General features: G+C 67.6%; 20 protein-coding genes. 12 read left to right on the top strand and 8 right to left on the bottom strand.

Annotated elements, in window-relative coordinates:
- Positions 1 to 200: 200 nt before the first annotated feature.
- From OUA97_RS13490 to OUA97_RS13480, 3 genes are read left to right on the top strand one after another with little or no spacing between them, the layout of a single operon-like run.
- Complete coding sequence (locus OUA97_RS13490) at positions 201 to 1391, top strand: phosphoglycerate kinase (RefSeq protein WP_267232428.1); 1191 nt, start codon at positions 201 to 203, stop codon at positions 1389 to 1391.
- Between the two features lie 25 nt (positions 1392 to 1416).
- A complete protein-coding gene (gene fba, locus OUA97_RS13485; protein ID WP_267232427.1) occupies positions 1417 to 2502 on the top strand; it encodes a class II fructose-bisphosphate aldolase in 1086 nt (361 codons plus the stop codon).
- Between the two features lie 58 nt (positions 2503 to 2560).
- Complete coding sequence (locus OUA97_RS13480; RefSeq protein WP_267232426.1) at positions 2561 to 2863, top strand: hypothetical protein; 303 nt, start codon at positions 2561 to 2563, stop codon at positions 2861 to 2863.
- Between the two features lie 8 nt (positions 2864 to 2871).
- Here OUA97_RS13480 and OUA97_RS13475 read toward each other — a convergent pair whose 3' ends face one another.
- The 3 genes from OUA97_RS13475 to OUA97_RS13465 form a co-directional block, all read right to left on the bottom strand.
- On the bottom strand, positions 2872 to 4533 hold the full coding sequence (locus OUA97_RS13475) for an MFS transporter (protein WP_267232425.1): 1662 nt from the start codon (positions 4531 to 4533) through the stop codon (positions 2872 to 2874).
- A gap of 203 nt (positions 4534 to 4736) precedes the next feature.
- The gene (gene bfr, locus OUA97_RS13470) at positions 4737 to 5228 is read right to left on the bottom strand and encodes a bacterioferritin (RefSeq protein ID WP_267232424.1); all 492 of its coding nucleotides are present in this window, start codon (positions 5226 to 5228) and stop codon (positions 4737 to 4739) included.
- 120 nt (positions 5229 to 5348) lie between these two features.
- Positions 5349 to 5534 carry a (2Fe-2S)-binding protein gene (locus OUA97_RS13465; protein ID WP_267232422.1) on the bottom strand — a complete coding sequence of 62 codons (186 nt, stop codon included), beginning with the start codon at positions 5532 to 5534 and terminating at the stop codon, positions 5349 to 5351.
- 141 nt (positions 5535 to 5675) lie between these two features.
- Here OUA97_RS13465 and thiE point away from each other — a divergent pair, with 141 nt between their 5' ends.
- From thiE to OUA97_RS13450, 3 genes are all read left to right on the top strand, one after another.
- Positions 5676 to 6326 carry a thiamine phosphate synthase gene (thiE, locus tag OUA97_RS13460; RefSeq protein WP_267232421.1) on the top strand — a complete coding sequence of 217 codons (651 nt, stop codon included), beginning with the start codon at positions 5676 to 5678 and terminating at the stop codon, positions 6324 to 6326.
- Between the two features lie 130 nt (positions 6327 to 6456).
- Positions 6457 to 7251 carry an inositol monophosphatase family protein gene (locus OUA97_RS13455; protein ID WP_267232420.1) on the top strand — a complete coding sequence of 265 codons (795 nt, stop codon included), beginning with the start codon at positions 6457 to 6459 and terminating at the stop codon, positions 7249 to 7251.
- 46 nt (positions 7252 to 7297) lie between these two features.
- Positions 7298 to 8317, top strand: a complete 1020-nt coding sequence (locus tag OUA97_RS13450) for a glycerophosphodiester phosphodiesterase (RefSeq protein WP_267232419.1) — start codon at positions 7298 to 7300, stop codon at positions 8315 to 8317.
- A gap of 154 nt (positions 8318 to 8471) precedes the next feature.
- On the opposite strand, the gene OUA97_RS13445 is transcribed toward OUA97_RS13450, so the two are convergent.
- Positions 8472 to 10322 carry an ABC transporter transmembrane domain-containing protein gene (locus OUA97_RS13445; RefSeq protein WP_267232418.1) on the bottom strand — a complete coding sequence of 617 codons (1851 nt, stop codon included), beginning with the start codon at positions 10320 to 10322 and terminating at the stop codon, positions 8472 to 8474.
- Between the two features lie 119 nt (positions 10323 to 10441).
- Here OUA97_RS13445 and rpmE point away from each other — a divergent pair, with 119 nt between their 5' ends.
- Positions 10442 to 10666 (top strand): 50S ribosomal protein L31, encoded by a 225-nt coding sequence (gene rpmE / locus OUA97_RS13440; protein WP_056017645.1) that lies wholly within the window; start codon positions 10442 to 10444, stop codon positions 10664 to 10666.
- Between the two features lie 151 nt (positions 10667 to 10817).
- On the opposite strand, the gene OUA97_RS13435 is transcribed toward rpmE, so the two are convergent.
- Positions 10818 to 11324 (bottom strand): DUF1465 family protein, encoded by a 507-nt coding sequence (locus OUA97_RS13435; protein WP_267232415.1) that lies wholly within the window; start codon positions 11322 to 11324, stop codon positions 10818 to 10820.
- Positions 11325 to 11460: 136 nt separating this feature from the next.
- Positions 11461 to 11664: a DUF1192 domain-containing protein gene (locus OUA97_RS13430; RefSeq protein WP_267232414.1), complete on the bottom strand. Its 204-nt coding sequence runs from the start codon at positions 11662 to 11664 to the stop codon at positions 11461 to 11463.
- A 77-nt stretch (positions 11665 to 11741) separates the two neighbouring features.
- On the opposite strand from OUA97_RS13430, the gene OUA97_RS13425 reads away from it, so the two are divergent.
- From OUA97_RS13425 to OUA97_RS13405, 5 genes are all read left to right on the top strand, one after another.
- Positions 11742 to 12722 carry an NAD(P)H-quinone oxidoreductase gene (locus OUA97_RS13425; protein ID WP_267232413.1) on the top strand — a complete coding sequence of 327 codons (981 nt, stop codon included), beginning with the start codon at positions 11742 to 11744 and terminating at the stop codon, positions 12720 to 12722.
- 355 nt (positions 12723 to 13077) lie between these two features.
- Positions 13078 to 14577, top strand: coding sequence for an MFS transporter (locus OUA97_RS13420; protein ID WP_267232412.1), 1500 nt, complete (start codon positions 13078 to 13080; stop codon positions 14575 to 14577).
- A 22-nt stretch (positions 14578 to 14599) separates the two neighbouring features.
- Positions 14600 to 16132 (top strand): MFS transporter, encoded by a 1533-nt coding sequence (locus OUA97_RS13415; protein ID WP_267232411.1) that lies wholly within the window; start codon positions 14600 to 14602, stop codon positions 16130 to 16132.
- Positions 16133 to 16243: 111 nt separating this feature from the next.
- Positions 16244 to 17725, top strand: a complete 1482-nt coding sequence (locus OUA97_RS13410) for an MFS transporter (protein WP_267232410.1) — start codon at positions 16244 to 16246, stop codon at positions 17723 to 17725.
- 105 nt (positions 17726 to 17830) lie between these two features.
- Positions 17831 to 19270, top strand: coding sequence for an MFS transporter (locus OUA97_RS13405; protein ID WP_267232409.1), 1440 nt, complete (start codon positions 17831 to 17833; stop codon positions 19268 to 19270).
- A gap of 66 nt (positions 19271 to 19336) precedes the next feature.
- On the opposite strand, the gene OUA97_RS13400 is transcribed toward OUA97_RS13405, so the two are convergent.
- Both OUA97_RS13400 and OUA97_RS13395 read right to left on the bottom strand, forming a co-directional pair.
- Positions 19337 to 20971: a TadE/TadG family type IV pilus assembly protein gene (locus OUA97_RS13400; RefSeq protein WP_267232408.1), complete on the bottom strand. Its 1635-nt coding sequence runs from the start codon at positions 20969 to 20971 to the stop codon at positions 19337 to 19339.
- 114 nt (positions 20972 to 21085) lie between these two features.
- Positions 21086 to 22897 (bottom strand): M2 family metallopeptidase, encoded by a 1812-nt coding sequence (locus tag OUA97_RS13395; protein WP_267232407.1) that lies wholly within the window; start codon positions 22895 to 22897, stop codon positions 21086 to 21088.
- Positions 22898 to 23087 lie beyond the last annotated feature (190 nt).

Below are 23087 nucleotides of genomic sequence, written 5' to 3'. Positions count from 1 at the left end.
GGTGGCGTTGTGGGAGCCCGCGGTGCCGCTGTATTTGGTGAATACTCCCCCCCGGATTGTTTTCCACCCACCCCCCATGGGGGGGGGGTATGTTTATATACGACGGTTGGGGGGGGGCCCGGCCCGGCCGGCCGCCCCCCGTTCCGCATTTCTGACCCTGTCAGCACCCCGGCCTGCGCCGGGGCGCACGGAGATATTTGATGGCCTTCAAGACTCTCGACGACGCCGACCTGGCCGGCCAGCGCGCCCTGGTCCGCGTGGACATCAACGTCCCCATGGCCGAGGGCAAGGTCACCGACGACACCCGCCTGCGGGCCATCCTGCCGACCATCGCCAAGCTGCGCGCCGGCGGCGCCAAGGTGATCCTGCTGGCCCATTTTGACCGGCCCAAGGGCAAGGTCGTTCCCGAAATGAGCCTGAAGCCGCTGGCCCAGCCGCTGGCCGACCTGCTGGGCGCCCCAGTGGCGTTCGCGACCGACTGCGTCGGCGAGGCCGCCAAGGCCGCGGTCGACGGCTTGAAGAACGGCGACGTCCTGCTGCTGGAAAACGTCCGCTTCCACCCGGGCGAGGAAAAGAACAATCCGGAGTTCGCGGGGGCGCTGGCCGCCAACGGCGACCTCTATGTCAACGACGCCTTCTCGGCCGCGCACCGCGCCCACGCCTCGACCGAGGGCGTCGCGCGGCTGCTGCCGGCCTATGCGGGCGAGCAGATGCGCCGCGAGCTGGACGCCCTGGAGGCCGCGCTCGGCGCGCCCAAGCGCCCGGTGCTGGGCATCGTCGGCGGCTCGAAGGTCTCGACCAAGCTCGACCTCCTGAACAACCTGGTGACCAAGCTGGACCGCCTGTCGATCGGCGGCGGCATGGCCAACACCTTCCTGGCCGCGCAAGGGATCGACGTCGGCGCCTCGCTCTGCGAACACGACCTGGCCGACACCGCCCGCGAGATCATGGACAGCGCCAAGAAGGCCGGCTGCGAGCTGCTGCTGCCGATCGACGTGGTGACCGCCGAAGAGGTGAAGCCGGGCGTCGCCTCGAACGTGCGCGAACTGACCGACATCCAGGGCGGCGACCGCATCCTCGACGCCGGCCCCAAGACCCTGGCCAAACTGATCGCGGCGATGGACGTCTCGGCCACCCTGATCTGGAACGGCCCGCTGGGCGTGTTCGAGGTGCCGCCGTTCGACGTCGCCACCATGGCGGCGGCCAAGCATGCGGCCGATTTGGCCAAGGCCGGCAAGCTGGTGGCCGTGGCCGGCGGCGGTGATACAGTCGCCGCTCTCAACGCGGCGGGCCGCGCCGACGATTTCACGTTCGTTTCAACGGCGGGCGGCGCGTTTCTTGAATGGATGGAAGGCAAGGAGCTGCCCGGAGTGGCGGCCCTGACCAATTAAACTTTAGAACTACGGAGGGCAGGGCATGGCCCGGGTTACTTTGAGACAGCTTCTGGATCACGCGGCCGAGCACGGCTACGGGGTTCCGGCGTTCAACATCAACAACATGGAACAGGCGCTGGCGATCATGGAGGCCGCGCAGGCCACCGACTCGCCGGTGATCATGCAGGCCTCGCGCGGGGCCCGTTCCTACGCCAACGACATCGTGCTGAAGCACCTGATCGACGCGATGGCGGAAATGTATCCGCACATTCCGATCTGCATGCACCAGGACCACGGCAACAACGAAGCCACCTGCGCCACCGCGATCCAGTACGGCTTCACCTCGGTGATGATGGACGGCTCGCTGAAGGCCGACGGCAAGACCCCGGCCGACTACGACTACAACGTCGAGGTCACCCGCAACGTCGTGAACATGGCCCACTGGGTCGGCGCCTCGGTCGAGGGCGAGCTCGGCGTGCTGGGCAGCCTGGAAACCGGCATGGGCGAAAAGGAAGACGGCCACGGCTTCGAGGGCAAGCTGGGCCACGACCAGCTGCTGACCGACCCCGACCAGGCGGTCGAGTTCGTGAAGGCCACCGAGGTCGACGCCCTGGCCATCGCCATGGGCACCAGCCACGGCGCCTACAAGTTCACCCGCAAGCCGGACGGCGACGTCCTGGCGATGAACGTGATCGAAGAGATCCACCGCCGCCTGCCCAACACCCACCTGGTGATGCACGGCTCCTCGTCGGTGCCGCAGGACCTGCAGGACATCATCAACCAGTACGGCGGCGAGATGCCCCAGACCTGGGGCGTGCCGGTCGAAGAGATCCAGCGCGGCATCAAGCACGGCGTGCGCAAGATCAACATCGACACCGACAACCGGATGGCCATCACCGGCGCGATCCGCAAACTCTTCGCCGAGAAGCCGGGCGAGTTCGACCCGCGCAGCTACCTGAAGCCGGCCAAGGAAGCCATGCGCAAGGTCTGCGTCCAGCGCTTCGAGGAGTTCGGCACCGCCGGCCACGCCAGCTCGATCAAGGCGATCCCGCTGTCGGAGATGGCCAAGCGCTACGCCTCGGGCGAACTGGCCCCGAAGATCGGCGTCGCCCGCCAGGCGGCCGAATAGGCCGACCGGCATAGACGATCCGCAGAGCCGCCGCCTCACCCGAGGCGGCGGCTTTTGCATGTCCGGCGGAACCTTGCGCCGCGTCGGCGATTGCTGGGAAATGCGTCGGCTCTGGACCCTGATCGCCCTGCTGGCCGCCCTGGCGGCGATCGCCGCGCTGGGCGGCTGGACGCTCTACGCCAGTTCGCGCCTCGGCTACGGCTGGGAGGGCCTGGGCCAAGTGCTGGTGTTCGTCGTCGCCGGCCTGGTCGCGGTGGGCGGCCTGACCGGCGGACTGATGTGGCTGGCCTTCTATTCAGCCCGCCACGGCTATGACGAGCCCTACGACGTCAACCAGCCGCGCGGCGGACGCAAGGGTTAGATCCCGCCCTAGTCGTCGACATTGGCCCCGCGCATCTCGCGCACGAACAGGAAGCCGACCACCGCCGTCGCCGCGGCGATGACGATCGGATACCAGAGCCCGAAATAGATGTTGCCCGTCGCCGCCACCATGGCGAAGGCGGTGGTCGGCAGGAAGCCGCCGAACCAGCCGTTGCCGATGTGGTAGGGCAGGCTCATCGAGGTGTAGCGGATACGGGCCGGGAACATCTCGACCAGGGCCGCGGCGACCGGGCCGTAGACCATGGTCACGTACAGCATCAGCAGGAACAGCAGGCCCACGACCATCGGCTTGTTCACCTGCTCCGGGTCGGCCTTGGGCGGATAGCCGGCCTCGTGCAGGATGGCGTTGAGGTCCTTGACCCACACGTCGCGGGCGGCCTTGAACTGCCCGGTGCTCATGCCCGTGGCGTCGAGGCCGGCAAGCCCGCGCTCGCCGACCATCACGAAGGCCCCTTCGGACTTGGCGGTCGAATCGACGGCCTCGTAGGAGACCCCGGCGTTGGCCAGGGCCGCGCGGGCGACGTCGCAGCCGCTGGTGAACACCTGCTTGCCGACCGGGTCAAACTGGACGTGGCAGGTCGCCGGGTCGGCGATCACCACCACCGGCGCGCGGGCGCTGGCGTGGGCCAGGGCCGGATTGGCCGCCTCGGTCAGGGCCTTGAAGATCGGGAAGTAGGTCAGGGCCGCCAGCAGGCAACCGGTCAGGATGATCGGCTTGCGGCCGATCTTGTCCGACAGCCAGCCGAACACCACGAAGAACGGGGTGCCGAGGATCAGGGCGAAGGCGACCAGGGTGTTGGTCAGCGGCCCGTCGACCTTCAGCGTCTTCTCCAGGAAGAACAGGGCGTAGAACTGGCCGGTGTACCAGACCACCGCCTGGCCGGCGGTGAGCCCGACCAGGGCCAGCAGCACGACCTTGAGGTTCGACCACTGGCCGAACGACTCGGCCAGCGGCTTCTTCGAGGTCTTGCCCTCGTCGACCATCTTCTGGAACACCGGGCTCTCGTTCAGCTTCAGCCGGATCCACAGCGACACCGCCAGCAGGATGGCCGAGACCAGGAACGGGATGCGCCAGGCCCAGGCCTTGAACACCTCCTCGCCGGTCAGCGAGCGCACCGCCAGGATGACGATCAGGCTGAGGAACAGGCCGAGCGTCGCGGTGGTCTGGATCCAGCTGGTGTAGAGCCCGCGCTTGCCGGGCGGAGCGTGCTCGGCGACGTAGGTCGCGGCCCCGCCGTACTCGCCGCCGAGCGCCAGGCCCTGGATCAGCCGCATGACGATCAGCAGCGCCGGGGCGGCGAGCCCGATCTGGTCATAGCCGGGCAGCAGGCCGACGGCGAAGGTCGACAGCCCCATCAGCAGCATGGTCACCAGGAAGGTGTTCTTGCGGCCCCAGAGGTCGCCCAGGCGGCCGAACACGATCGCCCCGAACGGGCGCACCGCGAACCCTGCAGCAAAGGCCAGCAGGGCGAAGATGTAGCCGGTGGTCTCGTTGACGCCCGAGAAGAAGTGCTGGGTGATGAAGCCGGCCAGCGAGCCGTAGAGGTAGAAGTCGTACCACTCGAAGACCGTGCCGGCCGAGGCCGCACCGATCACCAGTCGGTTCTTCCTCTTCGTGACGACGCCGTCGCCCGCGACCGCTTCGGTCATTCGCTTCCCCCTTATCGTTGGAGGGAGCCTAGCGGGTTTTGGACCCCTCTCAAGCTCGTCATGGCCGGGCTTGTCCCGGCCAGCCACGCATGAGGCTTAGATGGTGTCGTCCCGGCTTCGGCGGCGCAGCCGTCGAAACCGGGATCCATTGACGCGGCGCGGCCAGGTCAGGCCGCTTTCCGGGATGACACGGCGCGGGGAGGTTAGTGCCCCTCGCCGCCTTCGAGTTCGCCCAGCGCGCTCTGCAGGTAGTTCTGCTCGCCGAGGGTGCGGACCAGGTTCAGCTGGGTCTCGAGGAAGTCGATGTGCTCCTCGGTGTCGCTGAGGATCTCGCGCAGAATCTCGCGGGTGGCGTAGTCGCCGCTGGCCTCGCACTCGCGGATGCCTTCGATCTGGTCGACGCGGCCGCCGACCTCGACGGCCAGGTCCGCCGCCAGGCATTCGGGCACCGTCTCGCCGATCTTCAGCTTGTGCAGGTCCTGCAGGTTGGGCAGGCCCTCAAGGAACAGGATGCGCTTGATGAGCTTGTCGGCGTGCTTCATCTCGCCGATGGATTCATCGTAGGTGATCTTGCCCAGGCGGGCGTAGCCCCAGTCCTGGTACATGCGCGCATGCAGGAAATACTGGTTCACAGCGGTCAGCTCATTGGTGAGCACCGCGTTCAGCCGCCGGATGATCGCTTTGTCGCCCTTCATGAGCACCTCCTCGAATCCACTTCGAGGGGCAAACTCTTACCCGGGACGATTTTAGTCAAAGCCTATGTTTGCAAGTGATTCCGCGTTTCGTTCGCAGGCCTGCGCGGGCCGTTGCGAAACCTATTCGGCCGCGTAACGCAGCGCCTCGCCGTGTTCGCCGATCATCTTGCGCATGTCGCAGACGCAGCGGGCGCATTGAGCCTGGGAATCGCAGGCCCGGAAGACCTCGGCCGGGCGCGTGGCCCCCGCTTCGATCGCGGCGCGCACTTCGCGCTCGCGGATGCCGTTACAATTGCAGACGTACAAGGCGACTTACTCCCGACGACGAGCCCTTTTTACCAAATGCGAACGTCGTTGCAACTCATTTGCAACTCTTGGAGCGACTCCGCCAGGGGTGCGACGCGCGGCCGTTTGTCGCTGGACGCCGGCGCGGCTAGTAAGGCGGCCATGACCGCCGAATGCCGCCTCTATCTGATCACCCCGCCCACGCTCGACGACCTGGCCGCGTTCGGCAAGGCCCTGGCCCAGGCGCTGGACGCCGGCGACGTGGCCGCCCTGCAGATCCGGCTCAAGGACGCGGACGACATGACCATCGCCGCCGCCGTCGACGTGCTGACGCCGATCGCCCAGGCCCGCGGCGTGGCCGTGATCCTCAACGACCGGCCGGACCTGGCCGCGCGGCTCGGCTGCGACGGGGTGCATGTCGGGCAGTCGGACACGCCCTATGCCGAGGCCCGCAAGATCATGGGCCGCGAGGCGATGATCGGGGTGACCTGCCACGACAGCCGTCACTTGGCGATGGAGGCGGCCGAGGCCGGCGCCGACTATGTGGCGTTCGGGGCCTTCTTCCCGACCACGACCAAGGACGCCCCGACCCGGGCCGAGCCGGAGATCCTGACCATATGGCAGGAGACCATGGAGGTTCCCTGCGTGGCCATCGGCGGGATCACCGCCGACAACGCCGAGGGCCTGGCCAAGGCCGGCGCCGACTTCCTGGCGGTCTCGGCCGGGGTCTGGGCCCATCCGCAGGGCCCGGCCGCGGCGGTGGCCGCGCTGAACGCGGCGATCGCCAGGGGCGTCGCGGCGCGGCAAGCCTAGACCCTCCCCCGGGAAGGCGAGCATCTGATTCCTTGCTTTAGAGCCCTCGTCCCACTAGGTTCCGCCGCTCGAAATTCCTCGCCTTTCCGGCGCGATGGCGCACGTCTGGCGCCCAGAACTGGATCTCCCCGTGTCGACCCAATCCGCCCTGCTGAAAGTCATGTCCGACGCCGCCCGCAAGGCGGCCCGCGGCCTCAACCGCGACTTCGGCGAACTGTCCGAGCTGCAGGTCTCGCGCAAGGCGCCGGCCGACTTCGTCTCGGCCGCCGACATCAAGGCCGAGCAGACCGTGTTCGAGGCGCTGGAAAAGGCGCGTCCCGGCTACAGCTTCCTCGGCGAGGAGCGCGGCCTGGTCGAGGGCACCGACAAGACCCACACCTGGATCGTCGACCCGCTGGACGGCACCACCAACTTCCTGCACGCCATCCCCCACTTCGCGATCAACATCGCCCTGGAGCGCGAGGGCGCGGTGGTCGCGGCGGTGACCTACAACCCGGTCACCAACGAGCTGTTCTGGGCCGAGAAGGGCAAGGGCTGCTTCGTCAACGACAAGCGCCTGCGCGTCGCGGGCCGCAAGCACCTGGACGAGTCGGTGCTGGGCACCGGCATCCCGTTCCTGGGCCACGGCCAGCACGCCCGGTTCCTGAAGGAGCTGCACCAGATCAGCCAGCGGGTCGCCGGGGTGCGCCGCTTCGGCGCGGCCTCGCTGGACCTGGCCTATGTCGCGGCCGGCCGCCTGGACGGCTTCTGGGAGCGCGACCTGAAGCCGTGGGACATGGCCGCGGGCGTGCTGATGATCACCGAGGCCGGCGGCAAGGTGACCAACGCCGACGGCGGCGACGACATCATGGGTTCGGGCTCGATCTGCGCGGCCAACCTCGATCTGCACCCGCTGCTGGTCGAAAAGCTGAAGGCCGCCGCCTAAACTCAGGCTTGATGCGGGCGTCACCTTGGGCGGCTAAGCTCGCCCGATGGACCTGACCCGACGCGCCTTCGCCCTCTCGAGCGCCGCCCTGGCGGCCACCCCCGCCATGGCCTTCGACGCCCGCAAGCCCATCGTCATCGCCCACCGCGGCGCCAGCGGCGAGCGGCCCGAGCACACGCGCGGCGCCTATCTGCTGGCCATCGAGCAGGGCGCGGACTTCATTGAGCCGGACCTGGTGGTGACGCAGGACGGCCACCTGGTCGTGCGGCACGAGAACGAGATCTCCGGCACGACCGACGTCGCCGCCCATCCTGAATTCGCCAGCCGCAAGACCGCCAAGGTGATCGACGGCGAACGCATCGAAGGCTGGTTCACCGAGGACTTCACCCTCGACGAGTTGAAGACCCTGCGCGCCCGCGAGCGGCTGCCGCTGCTGCGCCCCAAGAGCGCCAAGTTCGACGGCCTGGACGCCATCCCGACCTTCCAGGAGGTGATCGACCTGGCCCGCCAGCAGAGCGCCTGCTGCGGACGACCGATCGGGATCTATCCGGAGATGAAGCACCCGGCCTACTTCGCCAGCATCCACCTGCCGATCGAGCGGCGGCTGGCCGAGGCGCTGGCCCGCAACAACCTGGGCGGCGTCCACGACCTGGTCTTCGTACAGAGCTTCGAGCCGGAATCGCTGCGCAACTTCCAAGCCATGTCGCAGGCCAAGCTGGTGCAACTGGTCGGCGCCGACCGACCCGAGATGGTGAGCCCCGAGGGTCTCAAGCGGATCGCGAGCTACGCCCATGGCGTCGGCCCCGACTGGTCGCTGGTAGTTCCAATGAAGGACGGCGTGCTGGGCCAGCCGACCGGCCTGGTCGCCGAGGCCCGGGCCCTGGGCCTGCAGGTCCACCCCTGGACGGTGCGGGCCGAGAACCGGTTCCTGCCGCAGGCCTTGCGCAAGGGCCAGGACCCGGCCGCGCATGGCGACGTGCAGGCGGTGTTCAAGGCGCTCTACGCCGCCGGGGTCCAGGGGGTGTTCAGCGACTTCCCGGGGCTGGCGGTGAAGGCGCGGGGCTGACCTCAGCCACGCGTGTCTCCTCGGAAAGCGCGCAGCGCCTATCTGGGACCCATGCACAAGGCCAGCGGCGCGCAGCCGCCCCCGCCCCGACACGATTGGGTCCCGGTCTTCGGCCTACGGCCGAAACCGGGATGACTTGCCTAGATCAGGCGGCTCAGGCCGCCACGTCGCCGAACTGCAGGGCCGCCAGGCGGGCGTAGAGGCCAGCTTGGGACAGCAGTTCGGCGTGGGTCCCCTGCTCGACCACCTTGCCGGCGTCCATGACCACGATGCGGTCGGCCTTGAGCACTGTGGCCAGGCGGTGGGCGATGACCAGGGTGGTGTGGCCGACCATGGCGTCCTCGAGCGCGCGCTGGACCAGGCGCTCGTTCTCGGCGTCGAGGGCGCTGGTGGCCTCGTCGAGCAGCAGGATCGGGGTCTCGCGGATCAGCGCGCGGGCGATGGCCAGCCGCTGGCGCTGGCCGCCCGACAGGCTGCGGGCGCGGTCGCCGAGCGGGGTGTCGAAGCCCTGCGGCAAGGCGTCGAGGAAGCCTTCGGCCTGGGCCGCGCGGGCGGCGGCGCGCACCTCCTCGGGGCTGGCGTCCAGCCGCCCGAAGCGGATGTTGTCGGCCGGCGAACCGGAGAACAGCGGCGAGTCCTGGGAGACCAGCGCCATGCGGGCTCGGACCTGCGCCGGGTCGGCGTCGCGCAAGTCGACCCCGTCCAGCCGCACCACGCCGCTGACCGGGTCGTAGAAGCGCAGCAGCAGCCGGAAAACGGTGCTCTTGCCCGAGCCCGAAGGTCCGACCAGAGCGACGGTCTCGCCCGGCGCGACGTTCAGCGAGAAACCGTCCAACGCCAGGGCGTCCGGGCGGGCCGGATAGGCGAAGCGGACGTCTTCGAAGGCGATCTCCCCGCGGGCCGGCTGCGGCAGCGCCTTGGGATGGGCGGGGGCGGCGATGGCGGGCGTGGCGGCGAACAGCTCGGAGATCCGCTCCATGGCGCCCGCGGCCTTCTGGACATCGCCCCAGGTTTCGCCGAGCGCCCCGACCGAGCCGGCGGCCATCACCGCCAGGAAGGCGAACTGGAACAGCGCCCCCCAGGTCATCTCGCCGCGCAGGCCGGCGTGGACGCCCAGCCAGAAGATGAAGACGACGCCGCCGAACACCAGGCCGATGACCAGGGCGGTCATGATCGCCCGCGCCGTCATCCGGCGCAGCGAGGTGCGGAACGAGGTTTCGACCGCCTCGCCGAAGACCGCCGCGCCGGCGGCCTCGCGCCCAAACGCCTGGACGGTCTCCAGCGCGTCGAGCGTTTCGCCGGCATGGCCGACGGCGGCGGCGAACTGGTCCTGGGTCGAGGTGGTCAGCTTGCGGACCCGCTTGCCGTAGAGAAACAGAGGCGCGAGCACGAACGGGAACAGGCCGACCACCAGGCCGGTCAGCTTCGGGCTGACGATGACCAGCAGCACCAGGGCGCCGATCAGGGTCAGCAGATTGCGCAGCGCGACCGAGATCGAGGTCGAGAGCAGGCTCTCGACGATCTGGATGTCGGTGGTCAGGCGCGACAGCACCTCGCCCGTGCGGGTCTTGGCGAAGAACGGCTGGTCGAGGGTCAGGATGTGGCTGTAGGCGGCCTTGCGCAGGTCGGCGGTGATCCGCTCGCCCAGCTTGGTGACAAAGAAGTAGCGCAGGGCGCTGGAGGCGGCGAGCGCCAGGGCCACGCCGCCGATCAGCCAGAAGCGCGGGGCGACGCTGGCGTCGGTGGCGCCCGGCGCGGTCAGGTGGTCGACCAGCATCCGCACCGCGCCGGAGAGCCCCAGGGTCGAGGCCGCCGCGGTCAGCAGGAACAGGCCCGCCCAGGCGGTGTCGCCCTTGTGCCGGGCCAGATACGGCGCCAGGCCGCGCAGGGCCCCGACGTTGCGGCTGCGGGTCCGGCGCTTGGCGGCCTCGCTCAGATCCTGCGCCATGGAGGCGCCGGCGCTGGGCCGCCCTTCGACCGGAGCCTCGACGGCCAAATCACTCATGGAAACTAGCGCCCTTGCTCTTACCGCGCCTTTTCCTGTATACGCGCGGCTTCCTTCGCGCCCGCCCTTGCGGCGGACCGTGAACTTTCTGCCGCTCCTTTACGTCGGTTGCCCTCGCGATGAAACAAGACACCCACCCGGACTATCATTTCATCACGGTCGTGATGACCGACGGTTCCAGCTATCAGACCCGTTCGACCTACGGGAAAGAGGGCGCGACCCTGAACCTCGACATCGACCCGAAGACGCACCCGGCGTGGACCGGCGGCAACCAGACGCTTCTGGACCGCGGCGGCCGCGTGTCGCGCTTCAACGCCAAGTTCGGCGCCTTCACCCGCAAGTAAGGCCTGCGGCGCGCCTGGCGCGCGCCCACCGCACTCCGCGAGCAGATACGAAAACGCCGCGCAGCCCGCGCGGCGTTTTTTGCTGTGCGTGAACCTCTGTCGAGGCCCCGACAATCCTTCTCCCACGAGGGGAGAAGGACAAGGGGAACGCCTAGGCCCCGAAGGCGGCCTGCAGGCGGCCGAACTGGGACAGCACCGGGTTGGCGTCCTCCGGCTCGGTCTCTTCGATGTACATGCGGCGGTCCAGGTGGCGGACGCGCTCATAGAGCCGCTCGGAGCGGTCAAGCAGCATCAGCAGGCCGGCCGGCAGATCCTCGACGGTGGCGCCCCGGCAAATGTCCTCGGCGCCCAGGCGGTAGCGTTCCTCGCGGGCGCTTTCCGGCGGCATGTCGCCTTCGCGCACGGCCCGCTGCACCAGCAGCCAGGAGGCCACCTGCATCAGCCGGGTGGTGAGCCGCATGCTTTCGCCGGCATAGGCCAGGGCGGCGCTGCGCGAGAGCAGCTTGGATTCCTGGCGGCCCGAGCCGTCCAGGTAGCCGGCGGTCTCCTCGACCAGATCCATGCCTTCCTGGAAGGTGCGGTCGAACAGCTCGGATCGCGCAAAGTCGGCGATCACGTCAGCCCGCCAAGCGCCGCTCGGCGCAAATCCTTCGATCATGACAGCACTCAGCCTCTAATATCCTCGCCCGCAGGTGTCTGCGGCTTCGGCGGCGGAGGTGTGCAACCCCCATGCCAGACGTAAACACCCGTTATCGATGACCCGCGTTTACGTTCGGTTATCCGTAAAGCGCCGCTCAGCTTGGCCTTGAGAATAGCGAGTCGGCCGCCGCTCGGCCCAAGCGCTTGCGCTCAATCTGGGCACGGCACCTGTCGATCTCTTCCTGCAGGGCGGCGATCCGGTCCTCGAGCTCGGCCACGCCGTAGAGTTCGAGATCCTCGCGCATCGCTTCGGCCAGCCGCTGGCCGCGCTGGACTCGGGTGTTCACCGGTTCATCCATCGAAGACCTCCCATTGCCAGATCCGTATCGGCGTCTATCTGGGAGACTACGCTGAAAACCTGCCGGAGGGCGCCCCTGTGACTGACACCATGACCGCCATCGCTGTGGAGGGCGGGCGAGGACCTGCGGAAAACCTCAAGGCGCAGACCATCGCCCGGCCGCAGCCGGGCCCGGGGCAGATCCTCATCAAGGTCGAGGCCGCGGGCGTGAACCGTCCCGACCTGGCGCAACGCATCGGCGCCTATCCGCCGCCGCCCGGCGCGCCCGAGACGCTGGGCCTGGAGGTCGCCGGCGAAGTGGTGGTCGGGGCCGGCCGCTGGAAGGCGGGCGACAAGGTCTGCGCCCTGCTCGGCGGCGGCGGCTATGCGCAATACGCCGTGGTCGACGCGCGCCACGCCCTGCCGATTCCGCCGGGCCTGAGCGCGCTGGAAGCCGCCGCCCTGCCCGAGACGGTGTTCACCGTCTTCGCCAACGTGTTCGAGCACGGCGCCCTGAAGGCCGGCGAGACGCTGATGGTCCATGGCGCGACGTCCGGGATCGGGACAACGGCGATACAGATGGCCAAGGCCGCCGGGGCCAAGGTGATCGCCACCGGCCGCGGCGCCGGCAAGGCGGCGCAGGCCATGAAGCTGGGCGCGGATGTCAGCGTCGACGTCACCACCGAGGACTTCGCCGAGGTCGCCAAGGCCAACGGCGGTGTCGACGTGATCCTCGACATGGTCGGGGGCGACTATTTCGCGAAGGGCCTCGACGCCCTGAAGACCGGCGGGCGGATCGTGTTCATCGCCGCCCAGGGCGGCGGCGAGGTGGCGCTGCCGATCTTCCGGCTGATGATGAAGCGGGCGGTGGTCACCGGCTCGACCCTGCGCCCGCGCGACGCCGACGAAAAGGCCCGGCTGGCGGCGGCGGTCGAGCAGACCGTCTGGCCGTGGATCGCCGCCGGCCAGCTGAAGCCGCAGATCGACAAGACCTTCCCGCTGGTCGAGGCGGGCGCGGCCCACGCCTATCTCGAAGGCGGCGCGCATGTCGGCAAGGTGATGCTGGTCGCCGCCGACTGAGCCCCAGTTCTAGGGTTCGGCATGGCGGCGGTTCGAACCCGGGCCGCCGCCATGGAATATATGCAGAACATCGGTCTCGCAAACCCGCGGCTACGCCAAGCCCCTGCCAGGTAACGGTAAGGCGCCAGATTGCAGCCATGAAATGCGTTGACGATGGGGAAGCCGTCCCTCACGATTTGACCAATTGATCGTGAGCGCCGCGCCGCAGCTTCAAGGCTGTGGTTTGGCCTACCCATAATGGCGGCCGCGCAGCATTAATCGCGCAGCGGGAGGAACAATTGGTCGACGGCCCATCCAAGCCGAGCACGTTCGCGCGCGCCGAAGGCCTAAGCGTCCAAGGCCTGGTCGCCCGCCCATGACCGACTCCCGACCGCCCCTGAGCCTGGCCACCAAGCTGTTCTACGCCGTCGGCGCCGTCGCCAACGCTGTGAAGCTGCGCGGGCTCTCGACCTTCCTGATGCTGTTCTACAATCAGGTCGTGGGACTGCCGCCGACGACGGTGACCTTCGTCCTGATGATCGCCCTGGTGTTCGACGCCATCGTCGATCCGCTGGTCGGCCAGATCTCCGACAACTTCAAATCCCGCCTCGGTCGCCGTCACCCGTTCATGTACGCCGCGGCGATCCCGGTCTCGGTGGCGTTCTACCTGCTGTGGAACCCGCCCACGGGCCTCAGCGACGGGCAGATGGTGGCCTATCTGCTGGCCTGCCTGCTGACCGTCCGCCTGTTCGACACCTTCTTCGAGCTGCCGCACTCCACCCTCGCCCCCGAACTGGCCAAGGACTACGACGAGCGCACCAAGCTGATCTCGCTGCGCATGCTGTTCGCGGTGATCGGCGGGCTGGGCATGACGGTGCTGGCCTACCAGGTGTTCCTGAAGGAGAACCCGGACGGCACCGGCGGGGTTCTGGCCCGCGACGGCTACTTCGCCTACTCGCTCTGCGCCGCGTTGCTGATCTTCACCTGCATCCTGCTGTCGACCGCGGGCACCCAGAACCAGATCCCCTATCTGCGCCAGGCTCCGACCCGGAAGATCACCTTCAGGGCGATGGCGCGGGAAGTGGCCGCGACGCTGAACAACCGCGCCTTCGTGATCGCCACCATCACCGGAATGTTCGTCGCCATCGCCGTCGGCGCCCGCAACGCGCTCGAGATCTATTTCGGGCTCTATTTCTGGGAGCTCAGCCAGTCGCAACTGGCCGGGCTGGTGACCGTCAGCGTCGCGGGCTCGGCGATGGGCGTGGTCGCCGCGCCGCAGATCGCCAAGCGCATCGGCAAGAAGCACGGCGCGATCCTGATGTTCGCCAGCGCCCTGCTGGTCGGGGTCAGCCCGGTCGTCGCGCGCCTGGTCGGCGTCATGCCCGACAACGGCACCGGGCTGCTCTACGGCCTGCTGATCGTCGAGACGGCGATCAACACCGCGCTGGCGGGCGGCACCGGGGTGCTGTTGGTCTCGCTGGTCGCCGACGTCATCGAGGACGCCGAGGTCAAGACCGGCCGCCGGTCCGAGGGCCTGCTGATGAGCGCCGACAACCTGTTCAAGAAGCTGGTCTCCGGCGTCGGGGTGTTCATCTCCGGCGCGGTGCTGGCGGCGATCGCCTTTCCCGAGAACGCCAAGCGCGGCCAGGTCGACCCGGAGATCATCCACAATATGGGGCTGATCTACCTGCCGGTGATCGGGGTGCTGTTCGGCCTGGGCATCGTCAGCCTCAGCTTCTTCAACATCGACAAGGCCAAGCACGAGGACAACCTCCGCAAGCTGGCCGCCGCGCGATCGGCCGCTCCGGGCCAGGCGCTCGAGCCTGAACCTGCGCCCGAGCCCCCGGCCGCATCGCCGCAGCCCTTCAAAGCCTGACATCAGTCCTGGATTCCACGACATGACCGACGCCGCCGCCGGCCTGCCGCCACGCCCGCCGATCACCTTCCGGACCAAGGCGCTCTATGGCCTGGGCGCCGCCGCCAACATCATCAAGCAGCGCGGCATCACGACCTTCCTGCTGCTGTTCTACAACCAGGTGGTCGGCCTGCCGCCGGCCATGGTGTCGACCGCGATCATGATCGCGCTGATCTTCGACGCCTTCGTCGACCCGATGGTCGGGCAGATCTCGGACAACACCCGCAGCAAATGGGGCCGGCGCCACCCGTTCATGTACGCCGCGGCCCTGCCGGTCGCGATCGCCTTCTACATGATCTGGAACCCGCCGGTCGGCTGGGAGGAGGAGGCGCTGTTCGGCTACATGCTGGTCTGCCTGCTGACCATCCGGCTATTCGACACCTTCTTCGAACTGCCCTCGACGGCGCTGCTGGCCGAACTGACCCAGGACTACGACCAGCGCACCAGCATGATCGCGATCCGCTCGTTCTGCGGCGTGGCCGGCGGGCTGATCATGCAGCTGCTGGTCTACCAGGTGTTCCTCAAGAAGAACGCCGACGGCACCGGCGGCCTGCTGTCGCGCGACGGCTGGCAGACCTATTCGATCGTCGCGGCGATCACGATCTTCACGATCATCCTGATCTCGTCGCGGGCGACCCACCACCAGATCCCCTATCTGCGCCAGCCGCCGAAGCGGAAGGTGACGGTGCGGGCGATGCTGGGCGAAGTGGCCTCGACCCTCAACAACCGCTCGTTCGTGGCCCTGACCATCTCGGGCATGTTCATGAACGTCTCGCTCGGCCTGAAGACCGCGCTGGAGCTCTATTTCAACCTCTACTTCTGGGGCCTGACCCAGGGCCAGCTGGCGCTGCTGACCGTCACCGGCGTGGTGGCCAGCGTCATCGGCGTGACCCTGGCCCCGAAGGTCTCGGCCAAGCTCGGCAAGCGGATGGCGGCCATCACCATGTTCTTCGGGGCGGTGATCGCCCTGCTGCTGCCGATCGGCCTGCGCATCCTCGGGGTGATGCCGGAGAATGGCACCAACCTGCTGTTCGGCATCCTGATCATCGACTTCATGGCCAACGGCGCCATGGCTATCATGACCGGGATCATGCTGCAGTCGATGATCGCCGACGTCGTCGAGGACAGCGAGGTCAAGACCGGCCGCCGCTCCGAGGGCCTGCTGTTCTCGGCCGACAACCTGTTCAAGAAGATCGTCTCGGGCGTCGGGGTGTTCGTTTCCGGGGTGCTGCTGGCCTATGTCGCCTTCCCGCAGGGCGCCAAGCCGGGCCAGGTGGATCCGGACCTGCTGCGCAACCTGGCGCTCATCTACCTGCCGACCATCGGCGGCTTCTACGCGGTCGCCATCACCTGCCTGTTCCTCTACCGGATCGACAAGACCACCCACGAGGAGAACCTGCGCAAGCTGCAGCAAGGCGTGCTCGAGACCCGCACCACCGACGCACAGATCGAGGGGGCCTCGCCCGCGGCCGCCGGCCCGGCCGGCGACCTTAGCCCGGTCGCGCCCAAGGCCTGAGCCGCCCACCGCCCTGACGATTAGGCGCTTGCCAGCGCCCCGGTCGTACCGAATATTCGAACCAGCGGCGTCCGCGGCGAAGATCGCGGCCCTCTGGTCAGGGAGGACGGCATGGGCGAGGCCCAAGCGGCGGACGGGCGTCTGAGCGTCGGTTCGAAGGTGTTCTACGGCGTCGGCTCGGTGGCCTTCGGGGTCGCCACGCTCGGCCTCTCCTCGGCGGTGCTGCAGCCCTATCTCAACCGGGTGATCGGCCTGCCGGCCTTGTGGGTCGGCACGGCGATCATGGCCACCCTGATCCTCGACGCCTTCATCGACCCGGCGATCGGCCAGTGGTCGGACAAGCTGCGCACCCGCTGGGGCCGCCGCCATCCGCTGATGTACGCCGCCGCCCCGCTGGTGGCGGCCGCCTGCATCGGCTTCTGGAACTCGCCAGCCGACTGGCCGCCGCAGAGCATCGGCCTCTACCTGATCGGCATGCTGGTGCTGCTGCGGATCTGCGTCAGCCTCTACGAGGTGCCGAGCCAAGCGCTGGCCCCGGAGCTGACCTCCGACTACGACCAGCGCACCAGCCTGTTCAGCTACCGGTTCTTCTTCGGGGTGATCGGCGGCTTCGGGATGAACGTGGTGCTCTACCAGGTCTTCCTGAGCCCGGAGAACGGCGGGATCCTTAATCGGGACGGCTACGCTCAGTACGGGATCCTGGCCGGGCTGGTGATGGCCGCCTCGATCCTGGTCTCGGCCATCGGCACGCACCGACACGTCCCGCAACTGGCCGCTCCGCCCGAACGGCAGGCGAGCCTGCCCCAATTGCTGCGCGAGATCGGCGGCACGCTGTCGAACCGCTCGCTGGTGGTGGTCATGACCTCCGGCCTCTGCTCCGGCGTGGCGGCTGGCATGACCAATGCGCTGAGCCAGTACTTCTATCTGGAGTTCTGGGGGCTCAGCGCCGCCAACATCTCGATGCTGGCCCTGGCCTCGGTGCTGGCCTCGGTCTCGGGCGTGGCGATCGCCGCTCCAGCCTCGAAGGCGTTCGGCAAGAAGGCCGCGATGCTCGGACTGTTCAGCGTCTCGACGGTCACCGCCTCGGCTCCGATCCTGCTGCGACTGCTTCACCTGATGCCGCCGAACCATTCGCCATGGGTGTTCGCCATCCTGTGGGTCGACGCCTTCATCGCCACCACCCTGGCCATCGCCGGCTACATCATCATCTCCTCGATGATCGCCGACATCGTCGAGGACGCCGCCGTTCGCACGGGCGTACGCTCAGAAGGCCTATTGTTCGCGGCCAACGGCCTGCTGCCCAAGTTCACCGCCGGCATCGGCGTGTTCCTCAGCGGCGTGCTGCTGACCTTCGTGGCCTTTCCGACCCATGCGCCGGCCGGATCCGTCGGCCCCGAGGTGATGCGCCACCTGGCGCTGATCTACCTGCCGATCACCTTCGGGATGAACATGCTCTCGATCCTGGTGCTGGTGTTCTACCGCATCGACCGCGAGACCCATGAGCGCAACGTGGCGGCGCTGGCCGGCGAGAAGACCGTCGGCGACGCGGCCCAGCCGCCCCAGGCCGAACCGGTGATCGCCAGCGCCGGTTGAGACGCCCCCTTCCCTCGCCCTCCTGGTCGTGTTTACAAAAGCGTACACAAAATTAGGGGAAACACCGTGGCGGACGCCGTACCAGATGCTCAAAAGCAGGGGCGCTTGAGCGTCCCGACCAAGTTCTTCTACGGCTTCGGTTCAGTCGCCTTCGGGGTCAAGGACCAGGGCTTCTCCTATCTGCTGCTGATTTTCTACAACCAGGTGGTCGGCCTGCCGTCGGCGACGGTCGGGCTGGCGATCATGATCGCCCTGATCATCGACAGCTTCCTCGACCCGATCATGGGCCAGGTGTCCGACAACTGGCGATCACGCTGGGGTCGCCGCCACCCGTTCATGTACGCCGCGGCCCTGCCGGTGGCGCTGTCCTACCTGCTGCTGTGGAACCCGCCGCAGGGCTGGTCGCACGAGGCGCTGTTCGTCTACCTGATCGTGGTCGCGGTGATCATCCGCAGCTTCATCACCATGTACGAGATCCCCTCGGCGGCGCTGGCGGCGGAGCTGACCACCGACTACGACGAGCGCACCAAGGTCATGTCCTACCGCTACTTCTTCGCCTGGTGGGGCGGCCTGACCATGACCCTGCTGGCGCTGAAGGTGTTCCTGACCCCGGACGCCGAGCACCCGGTCGGCCAGCTGAACCCGGCCGGCTACGTGACCTACGGCTATGTCGCCGCCGCAGTGATCTTCGCCGCGATCCTGATTTCGGCGATGGGCACCCACAACCAGATCCCGCGCCTGCGCATCCCGCCGGCCCGCAAGCTGACCCTCGTCCAGCTGGCCAAGGAGATGGTCGGCACGCTCAGCCACAAGTCGTTCCTGGTGCTGATGGGCGCGGGCCTGTTCAACGCCATGGCCGGCGGGCTGGTGCTGTCGCTGAATCTCTACTTCAACACCTTCTTCTGGCAGCTGCCGTCGAACCAGATCGCCATCCTGGCGGCCGCCAACTTCATCTCCGCGGCCCTGGCCTTTGGCTTCGCCGCCCCGCTCTCCAAGCGGCTGGGCAAGAAGCAGACCGCCCAGTTGACCAAGGTGCTGTCCTTCGTCATCGCCGTCACCCCGATCACCCTGCGCCTGACCGGCGTGTTCCCCGACAACAGCTCGCCGGCCCTGCTGCCGATCCTGTTCGTGCAGGCGGTGTTCTCGACCGGCTTCTCGATCATCTCGGCGATCCTGATCTCGTCGATGATCGCCGACGTGGTGGAAGACTCCGAGCTGCGCACCGGCCGTCGCTCCGAAGGCCTGTTCTTCGCCGCCGCCGCCTTCGTGCAGAAGGCGGTCTCCGGCGTCGGCATCTTCGCCTCGAGCATGATCCTGCTGGCCATCGGCTTCCCGCAGAACGCCAAGCCGGGCCAGGTCAGCGAGGGCGTGGTCTCCAACCTGGGTCTGACCTACCTGTTCGTGCTGGGCGGGCTCTACGGCGCGGCGATCCTCTGCGTCTCGCTCTACCGCATCACCCGCGACAGCCACGCCGCCAGCCTCGCCAAGCTGGCCGCCCAGGCCGAGCAGGTCGAGGGCGGCGAAGGCCCCGAGCGCGTCGGCTGACGCCCAAAGAAAAACGCGCCGGGCGGCGGGCCCGGCGCGTTGAACTTTCGATCCTCGCAGCGGCGGTTACTTGGCGATCCGCAGCGAGTTGATGTCCTGGGCGATGGCCCGGAACGCGACCTTCAGCTCCGCCCCGCCGTTGGGCATGTAGACATACTCCGGCGAGGTCGCGCAGTTGTTCATCAGGTTCTGGACCTTCGGCTCGGAGCCGACGTTGAACCCGACCGTGTAGATGATCACGCCCTTGGCCCGCATAGCCTTGCAGAGCTTGTCCGCCTGGGCGAACGGATCGCCGTTGACGGCGTCGCAGTTGATCCGGCTGCCCGAGCTTGGCGCCCCGCTGCCGGCGTCCTTAGCCGCCACGCCGCGGCAGTAAGGAGTGTTGAACGCGCCGTCGGTCATCAGCACCACGACCTTGAGCAGTTGTTCCTTGCCATAGGCGGCCGGCTCGCTCTCCCCCTTCCAAAGCCCCTTCCATTCCGGCGAAATCATGTACCAGCCCCAGGCGAGACCGATATGACCGGCCGTGGAGCCACTGTCTGAGAGCGAGTTGATGACCCCCTTCAGCGTCGTCTTGTTGGTCGACAGCGGCACAATGGGCTTTGACGGGCACGACGCTGCATAGTGCCAGCCGACCGGCGCATCGGACGGGGCGGTGTCGTCATAGGCATGATCGCCAAGCCGCTCGGTCGCGCAGGCCGTCTTGCTGAAGGTCGTCTGCAGAATGCGTTTCGACGTGCTGCTGGCGTTGGTGAAGATGTTCTCGCTGCACCCTTCACCCTTGCACTGCACGGTTCCGCCCGACGTGTAGTCGTCATAGTTCCGACCATCGACGTTATAGATCTTCTCGTCGTTACTGTCGTACCGCTGCAGCTTGAAGGTATCGGTCGTCACGCCGGTCGCGATGTAGGTCTTGGTGTTCAGGGCGGTCATGCCGACCACCCCATTGATAACGAGCCGCTCGCCCTCGTAGAGCCCGTGGTTCGGCGAGGTGATGACCACCGGGTTGGTCTTGCTGGCGCCGGTGATCGCCGTGGTCCCCTTCACCGCGCCGCGCGCGTCGGCCTCGTAGGATCCCATATTGACCCCCACCGAGTAGGGGACGATCGCGAGCTTGGTATAGTAGGGCGCCTGCTGGTCCTTCACGACCAGATCGATCAGATCCTTCGCCGCGACCTTCAGACTGTCCATGTAGTCGTTCATCGAGCCGGTGGTGTCGAGCACCAGGGCGACTTCGACGTTGTTGGAGTTGCGCAGCACTTCCGAGGTCGCCCGGATGTCGGCCTGCGCCCAGAGCTGGGGCCCGATCGAGGGCGGCTCGATGGTCGCCTCGCCCTTGATGGTGATCTTGTCCGCCGCCAGTTCGAACTTGGTGGAGGTGATCTCCTGATCGTCCGGCAGCTTGAGATTGGCCCGCAGGGCGGCGTCGCCCTTGGTCTGGATCTCGGTGGCCGTGGTGGCGGTCGAGCGCGCCACGTAGAGCGTGGCGGTGTCGAGGGCGTCCTGCAGTTGGCCGCGCTGGGTCGTGATCATGTAGAGGTCGATCAGACCCATGGTGGCGGGCGCCAGCAGCAGCAGGCCCACAGCAAAGAAGACGGCGGTCGCGCCGCGCTCGTCGCGAACACCCGCGACGCATCGGGCCTTGAGCCGCCCGGTCATGCCATGAATACGCCTGGCGACTTGCTTGGTGATCTTTTCCACGCCTGGAGCCCCAGCAGTTCAGAGTTGAATCCGCTGGAGCTTGCCAGAGCAGCGTAAACGAACGGGCGCCGAAGACGGTTAAGGCAAAGCTTAATTCGGCGCCCGTTAACCGAGTTACCAGCCGCAGGACTCGCCTTTGTTCTGGACGGTCAGCCAGTCATTCAGCGGCTTGAAGTAAGCCGTCACTGCAGTGGCGTCGGCGGTCTTCTCACCGGTGAAGGCGGCCATCGCCTCGGGCCAGGGCTTGGACGCCCCCATTTCCAGCATGGCGTTGAACTTCTGGCCCATTTCCTTCTCGCCATAGACCGAGCAGCGATGCAGCGGTCCCTTCCAGCCGATCTGGTTGCAGGCCGCGCGGTGGAACTGGAACTGGTAGATGTGGGCCAGGAAGTAGCGGGTGTAGGGCACGTTGGCCGGCACGTGGTACTTGGCCGCCGGATCGAAGGCGTCGGCCGGGCGCGGGCCGGGCGCGGCAAGCCCTTGATACTTAAGGCGCAGCTTCCACCATTCGTCGTTGTAGCGCTCTGGCGTCGCCTCGCCGGAGAACACCTCCCAGCGCCAGCGGTCGACCATCAGGCCGAAGGGCAGGAAGGCGATCTTGTCGAGCGCCATCTTCAGCAGGAAGGGGATGTCCTCGTCCGCGCCAGGCGCCTTGTCGAGCAGGCCGATCTGCTGGAGGTAGGTCGGGGTCAGGGCCGAGAGGCCGACGAAGTCGCCGATCGCCTCGTGGAAGCCGTCGTTTGCGCCGTTCTTGAACAGGAACGGCTGGTCCTTGTAGGCGCGTTGGTAAACGTTGTGCCCGAGCTCATGGTGAACGGTGTAGAAGTCGTCGGCGTCGACCTTGGTGCACATCTTGATGCGCACGTCGTCGCGGTCGTCGAGGTCCCAGGCCGAGGCGTGGCAGACCACTTCGCGGTCCTGCGGCCGGGTGATCATCGAACGCTTCCAGAAGGTCTCCGGCAGCGGCGAGATGCCGACCGAGGTGTAGAAGCTCTCGCCGGTCTTGACCATCTTCACCGGGTCATAGCCCTTTGAAACCAACAGCTTGTCGAGGCTGTAGCTCGACGAGGCGGTCTTCGGCTGGACCACGTCGTAGACGTTGCCCCACTGCTGAGCCCACATGTTGCCCAGCAGGTCGGCGCGGATCGGACCTTTGCGCGGCTGCACGGCGTCGCCGTACTTGTCGTTCAGCTGGCCGCGCACGTAGCAGTGCAGATTGCGGTAGAACGGCTCGACCTGGCTCCACAGGCGGTCGGTCTCGGCCGCGAACTTGTCCGGGTCCATGTCGTAGTTGGAGCGCCAGAGCGCGCCGGTGTCCTTGAAGCCGAGGTCGCGGGCCCCCTCGTTGGAAAGCTGCGCCAGCTTGGCGTAGTCGCCGCGCATCTGCGGGGCGACCGAATGCCAGCCCTCCCAGACCGCCTTGAGCTCGGCCGGATCGCGGCTCTTGGCGAGGATCTCCTCGGCGTCGTTGAGGGTCAGGGTCTTGCCGCCGTGCTGGAACTTGCCGGCCGAATAGGTCGAGTCCAGGCGGGTGGCGATGGTCGCCAGCTCGCCCGCGGCGCCGGGCCGGTTGGGGGCCGGCGAGACCAGGAACAGCTTGAGAAGCTTCAACTTTCGCGCGGTGACCGGGTCGACCGCGACGCCGTCGTACTTGGCCGCCTCACGCGCGTAACGGGCGGTCAGCTCGTTCTGCTCGGCGGTGGCCTTGGCCTCCAGCCACTGGGTGTCCTCGGTGATGTAGGTCGCCCGCACCCAGGCCGACTTGGCCACGTACTGGTTGAAGGCGGCGAGCTCGGCCTCGGCCTTGTCGACGAAGGCCTTGGCCTCGGCGGGGGTCGGTTTGGCGGGCTTGGCGGGCGCCTGGGCCGAAGCCGGGGCGAAGGCGAACAAAGCGACCGCGGTGGCGGCCAGAAGCTGGGATTTCATGCGGCGAGACGTCCCCAAATCGGAATTTGCGACCTTGAGGCCGCGCTGACCGGGAAAGGAACGCCTGCAGCGCAGGTCGTCAAGCTAGGGCTTAGAGCGCGACAGCTTCAAGTGGAGGCCGGTTGAAGCGACCGTCGCGCTCCAAATTTTTGAAGATAGACCCTTTTCATCCGCTTCAGGCGATTTCACC

Origin of the sequence: Phenylobacterium sp. 58.2.17 (assembly GCF_026411515.1) — a bacterium.
Taxonomy (GTDB): domain Bacteria; phylum Pseudomonadota; class Alphaproteobacteria; order Caulobacterales; family Caulobacteraceae; genus Phenylobacterium.
This window is presented reverse-complemented; position numbering and strand designations above follow the sequence as displayed.

Excerpts from the sequence above, each read along its gene's own strand:
- OUA97_RS13410 (WP_267232410.1), top strand. The coding sequence starts at position 16,244 with ATGGGCGAGGCCCAAGCGGCGGACGGGCGTCTGAGCGTCGGTTCGAAG.
- OUA97_RS13420 (WP_267232412.1), top strand. The coding sequence starts at position 13,078 with ATGACCGACTCCCGACCGCCCCTGAGCCTGGCCACCAAGCTGTTCTAC.
- OUA97_RS13445 (WP_267232418.1), bottom strand. The coding sequence starts at position 10,322 with ATGAGTGATTTGGCCGTCGAGGCTCCGGTCGAAGGGCGGCCCAGCGCC.
- OUA97_RS13475 (WP_267232425.1), bottom strand. The coding sequence starts at position 4,533 with ATGACCGAAGCGGTCGCGGGCGACGGCGTCGTCACGAAGAGGAAGAAC.
- fba (WP_267232427.1), top strand. The coding sequence starts at position 1,417 with ATGGCCCGGGTTACTTTGAGACAGCTTCTGGATCACGCGGCCGAGCAC.
- OUA97_RS13490 (WP_267232428.1), top strand. The coding sequence starts at position 201 with ATGGCCTTCAAGACTCTCGACGACGCCGACCTGGCCGGCCAGCGCGCC.
- bfr (WP_267232424.1), bottom strand. The coding sequence starts at position 5,228 with ATGAAGGGCGACAAAGCGATCATCCGGCGGCTGAACGCGGTGCTCACC.
- thiE (WP_267232421.1), top strand. The coding sequence starts at position 5,676 with ATGACCGCCGAATGCCGCCTCTATCTGATCACCCCGCCCACGCTCGAC.
- OUA97_RS13430 (WP_267232414.1), bottom strand. The coding sequence starts at position 11,664 with ATGGATGAACCGGTGAACACCCGAGTCCAGCGCGGCCAGCGGCTGGCC.
- OUA97_RS13435 (WP_267232415.1), bottom strand. The coding sequence starts at position 11,324 with ATGATCGAAGGATTTGCGCCGAGCGGCGCTTGGCGGGCTGACGTGATC.
- OUA97_RS13480 (WP_267232426.1), top strand. The coding sequence starts at position 2,561 with ATGTCCGGCGGAACCTTGCGCCGCGTCGGCGATTGCTGGGAAATGCGT.
- OUA97_RS13415 (WP_267232411.1), top strand. The coding sequence starts at position 14,600 with ATGACCGACGCCGCCGCCGGCCTGCCGCCACGCCCGCCGATCACCTTC.
- OUA97_RS13395 (WP_267232407.1), bottom strand. The coding sequence starts at position 22,897 with ATGAAATCCCAGCTTCTGGCCGCCACCGCGGTCGCTTTGTTCGCCTTC.
- rpmE (WP_056017645.1), top strand. The coding sequence starts at position 10,442 with ATGAAACAAGACACCCACCCGGACTATCATTTCATCACGGTCGTGATG.
- OUA97_RS13450 (WP_267232419.1), top strand. The coding sequence starts at position 7,298 with ATGGACCTGACCCGACGCGCCTTCGCCCTCTCGAGCGCCGCCCTGGCG.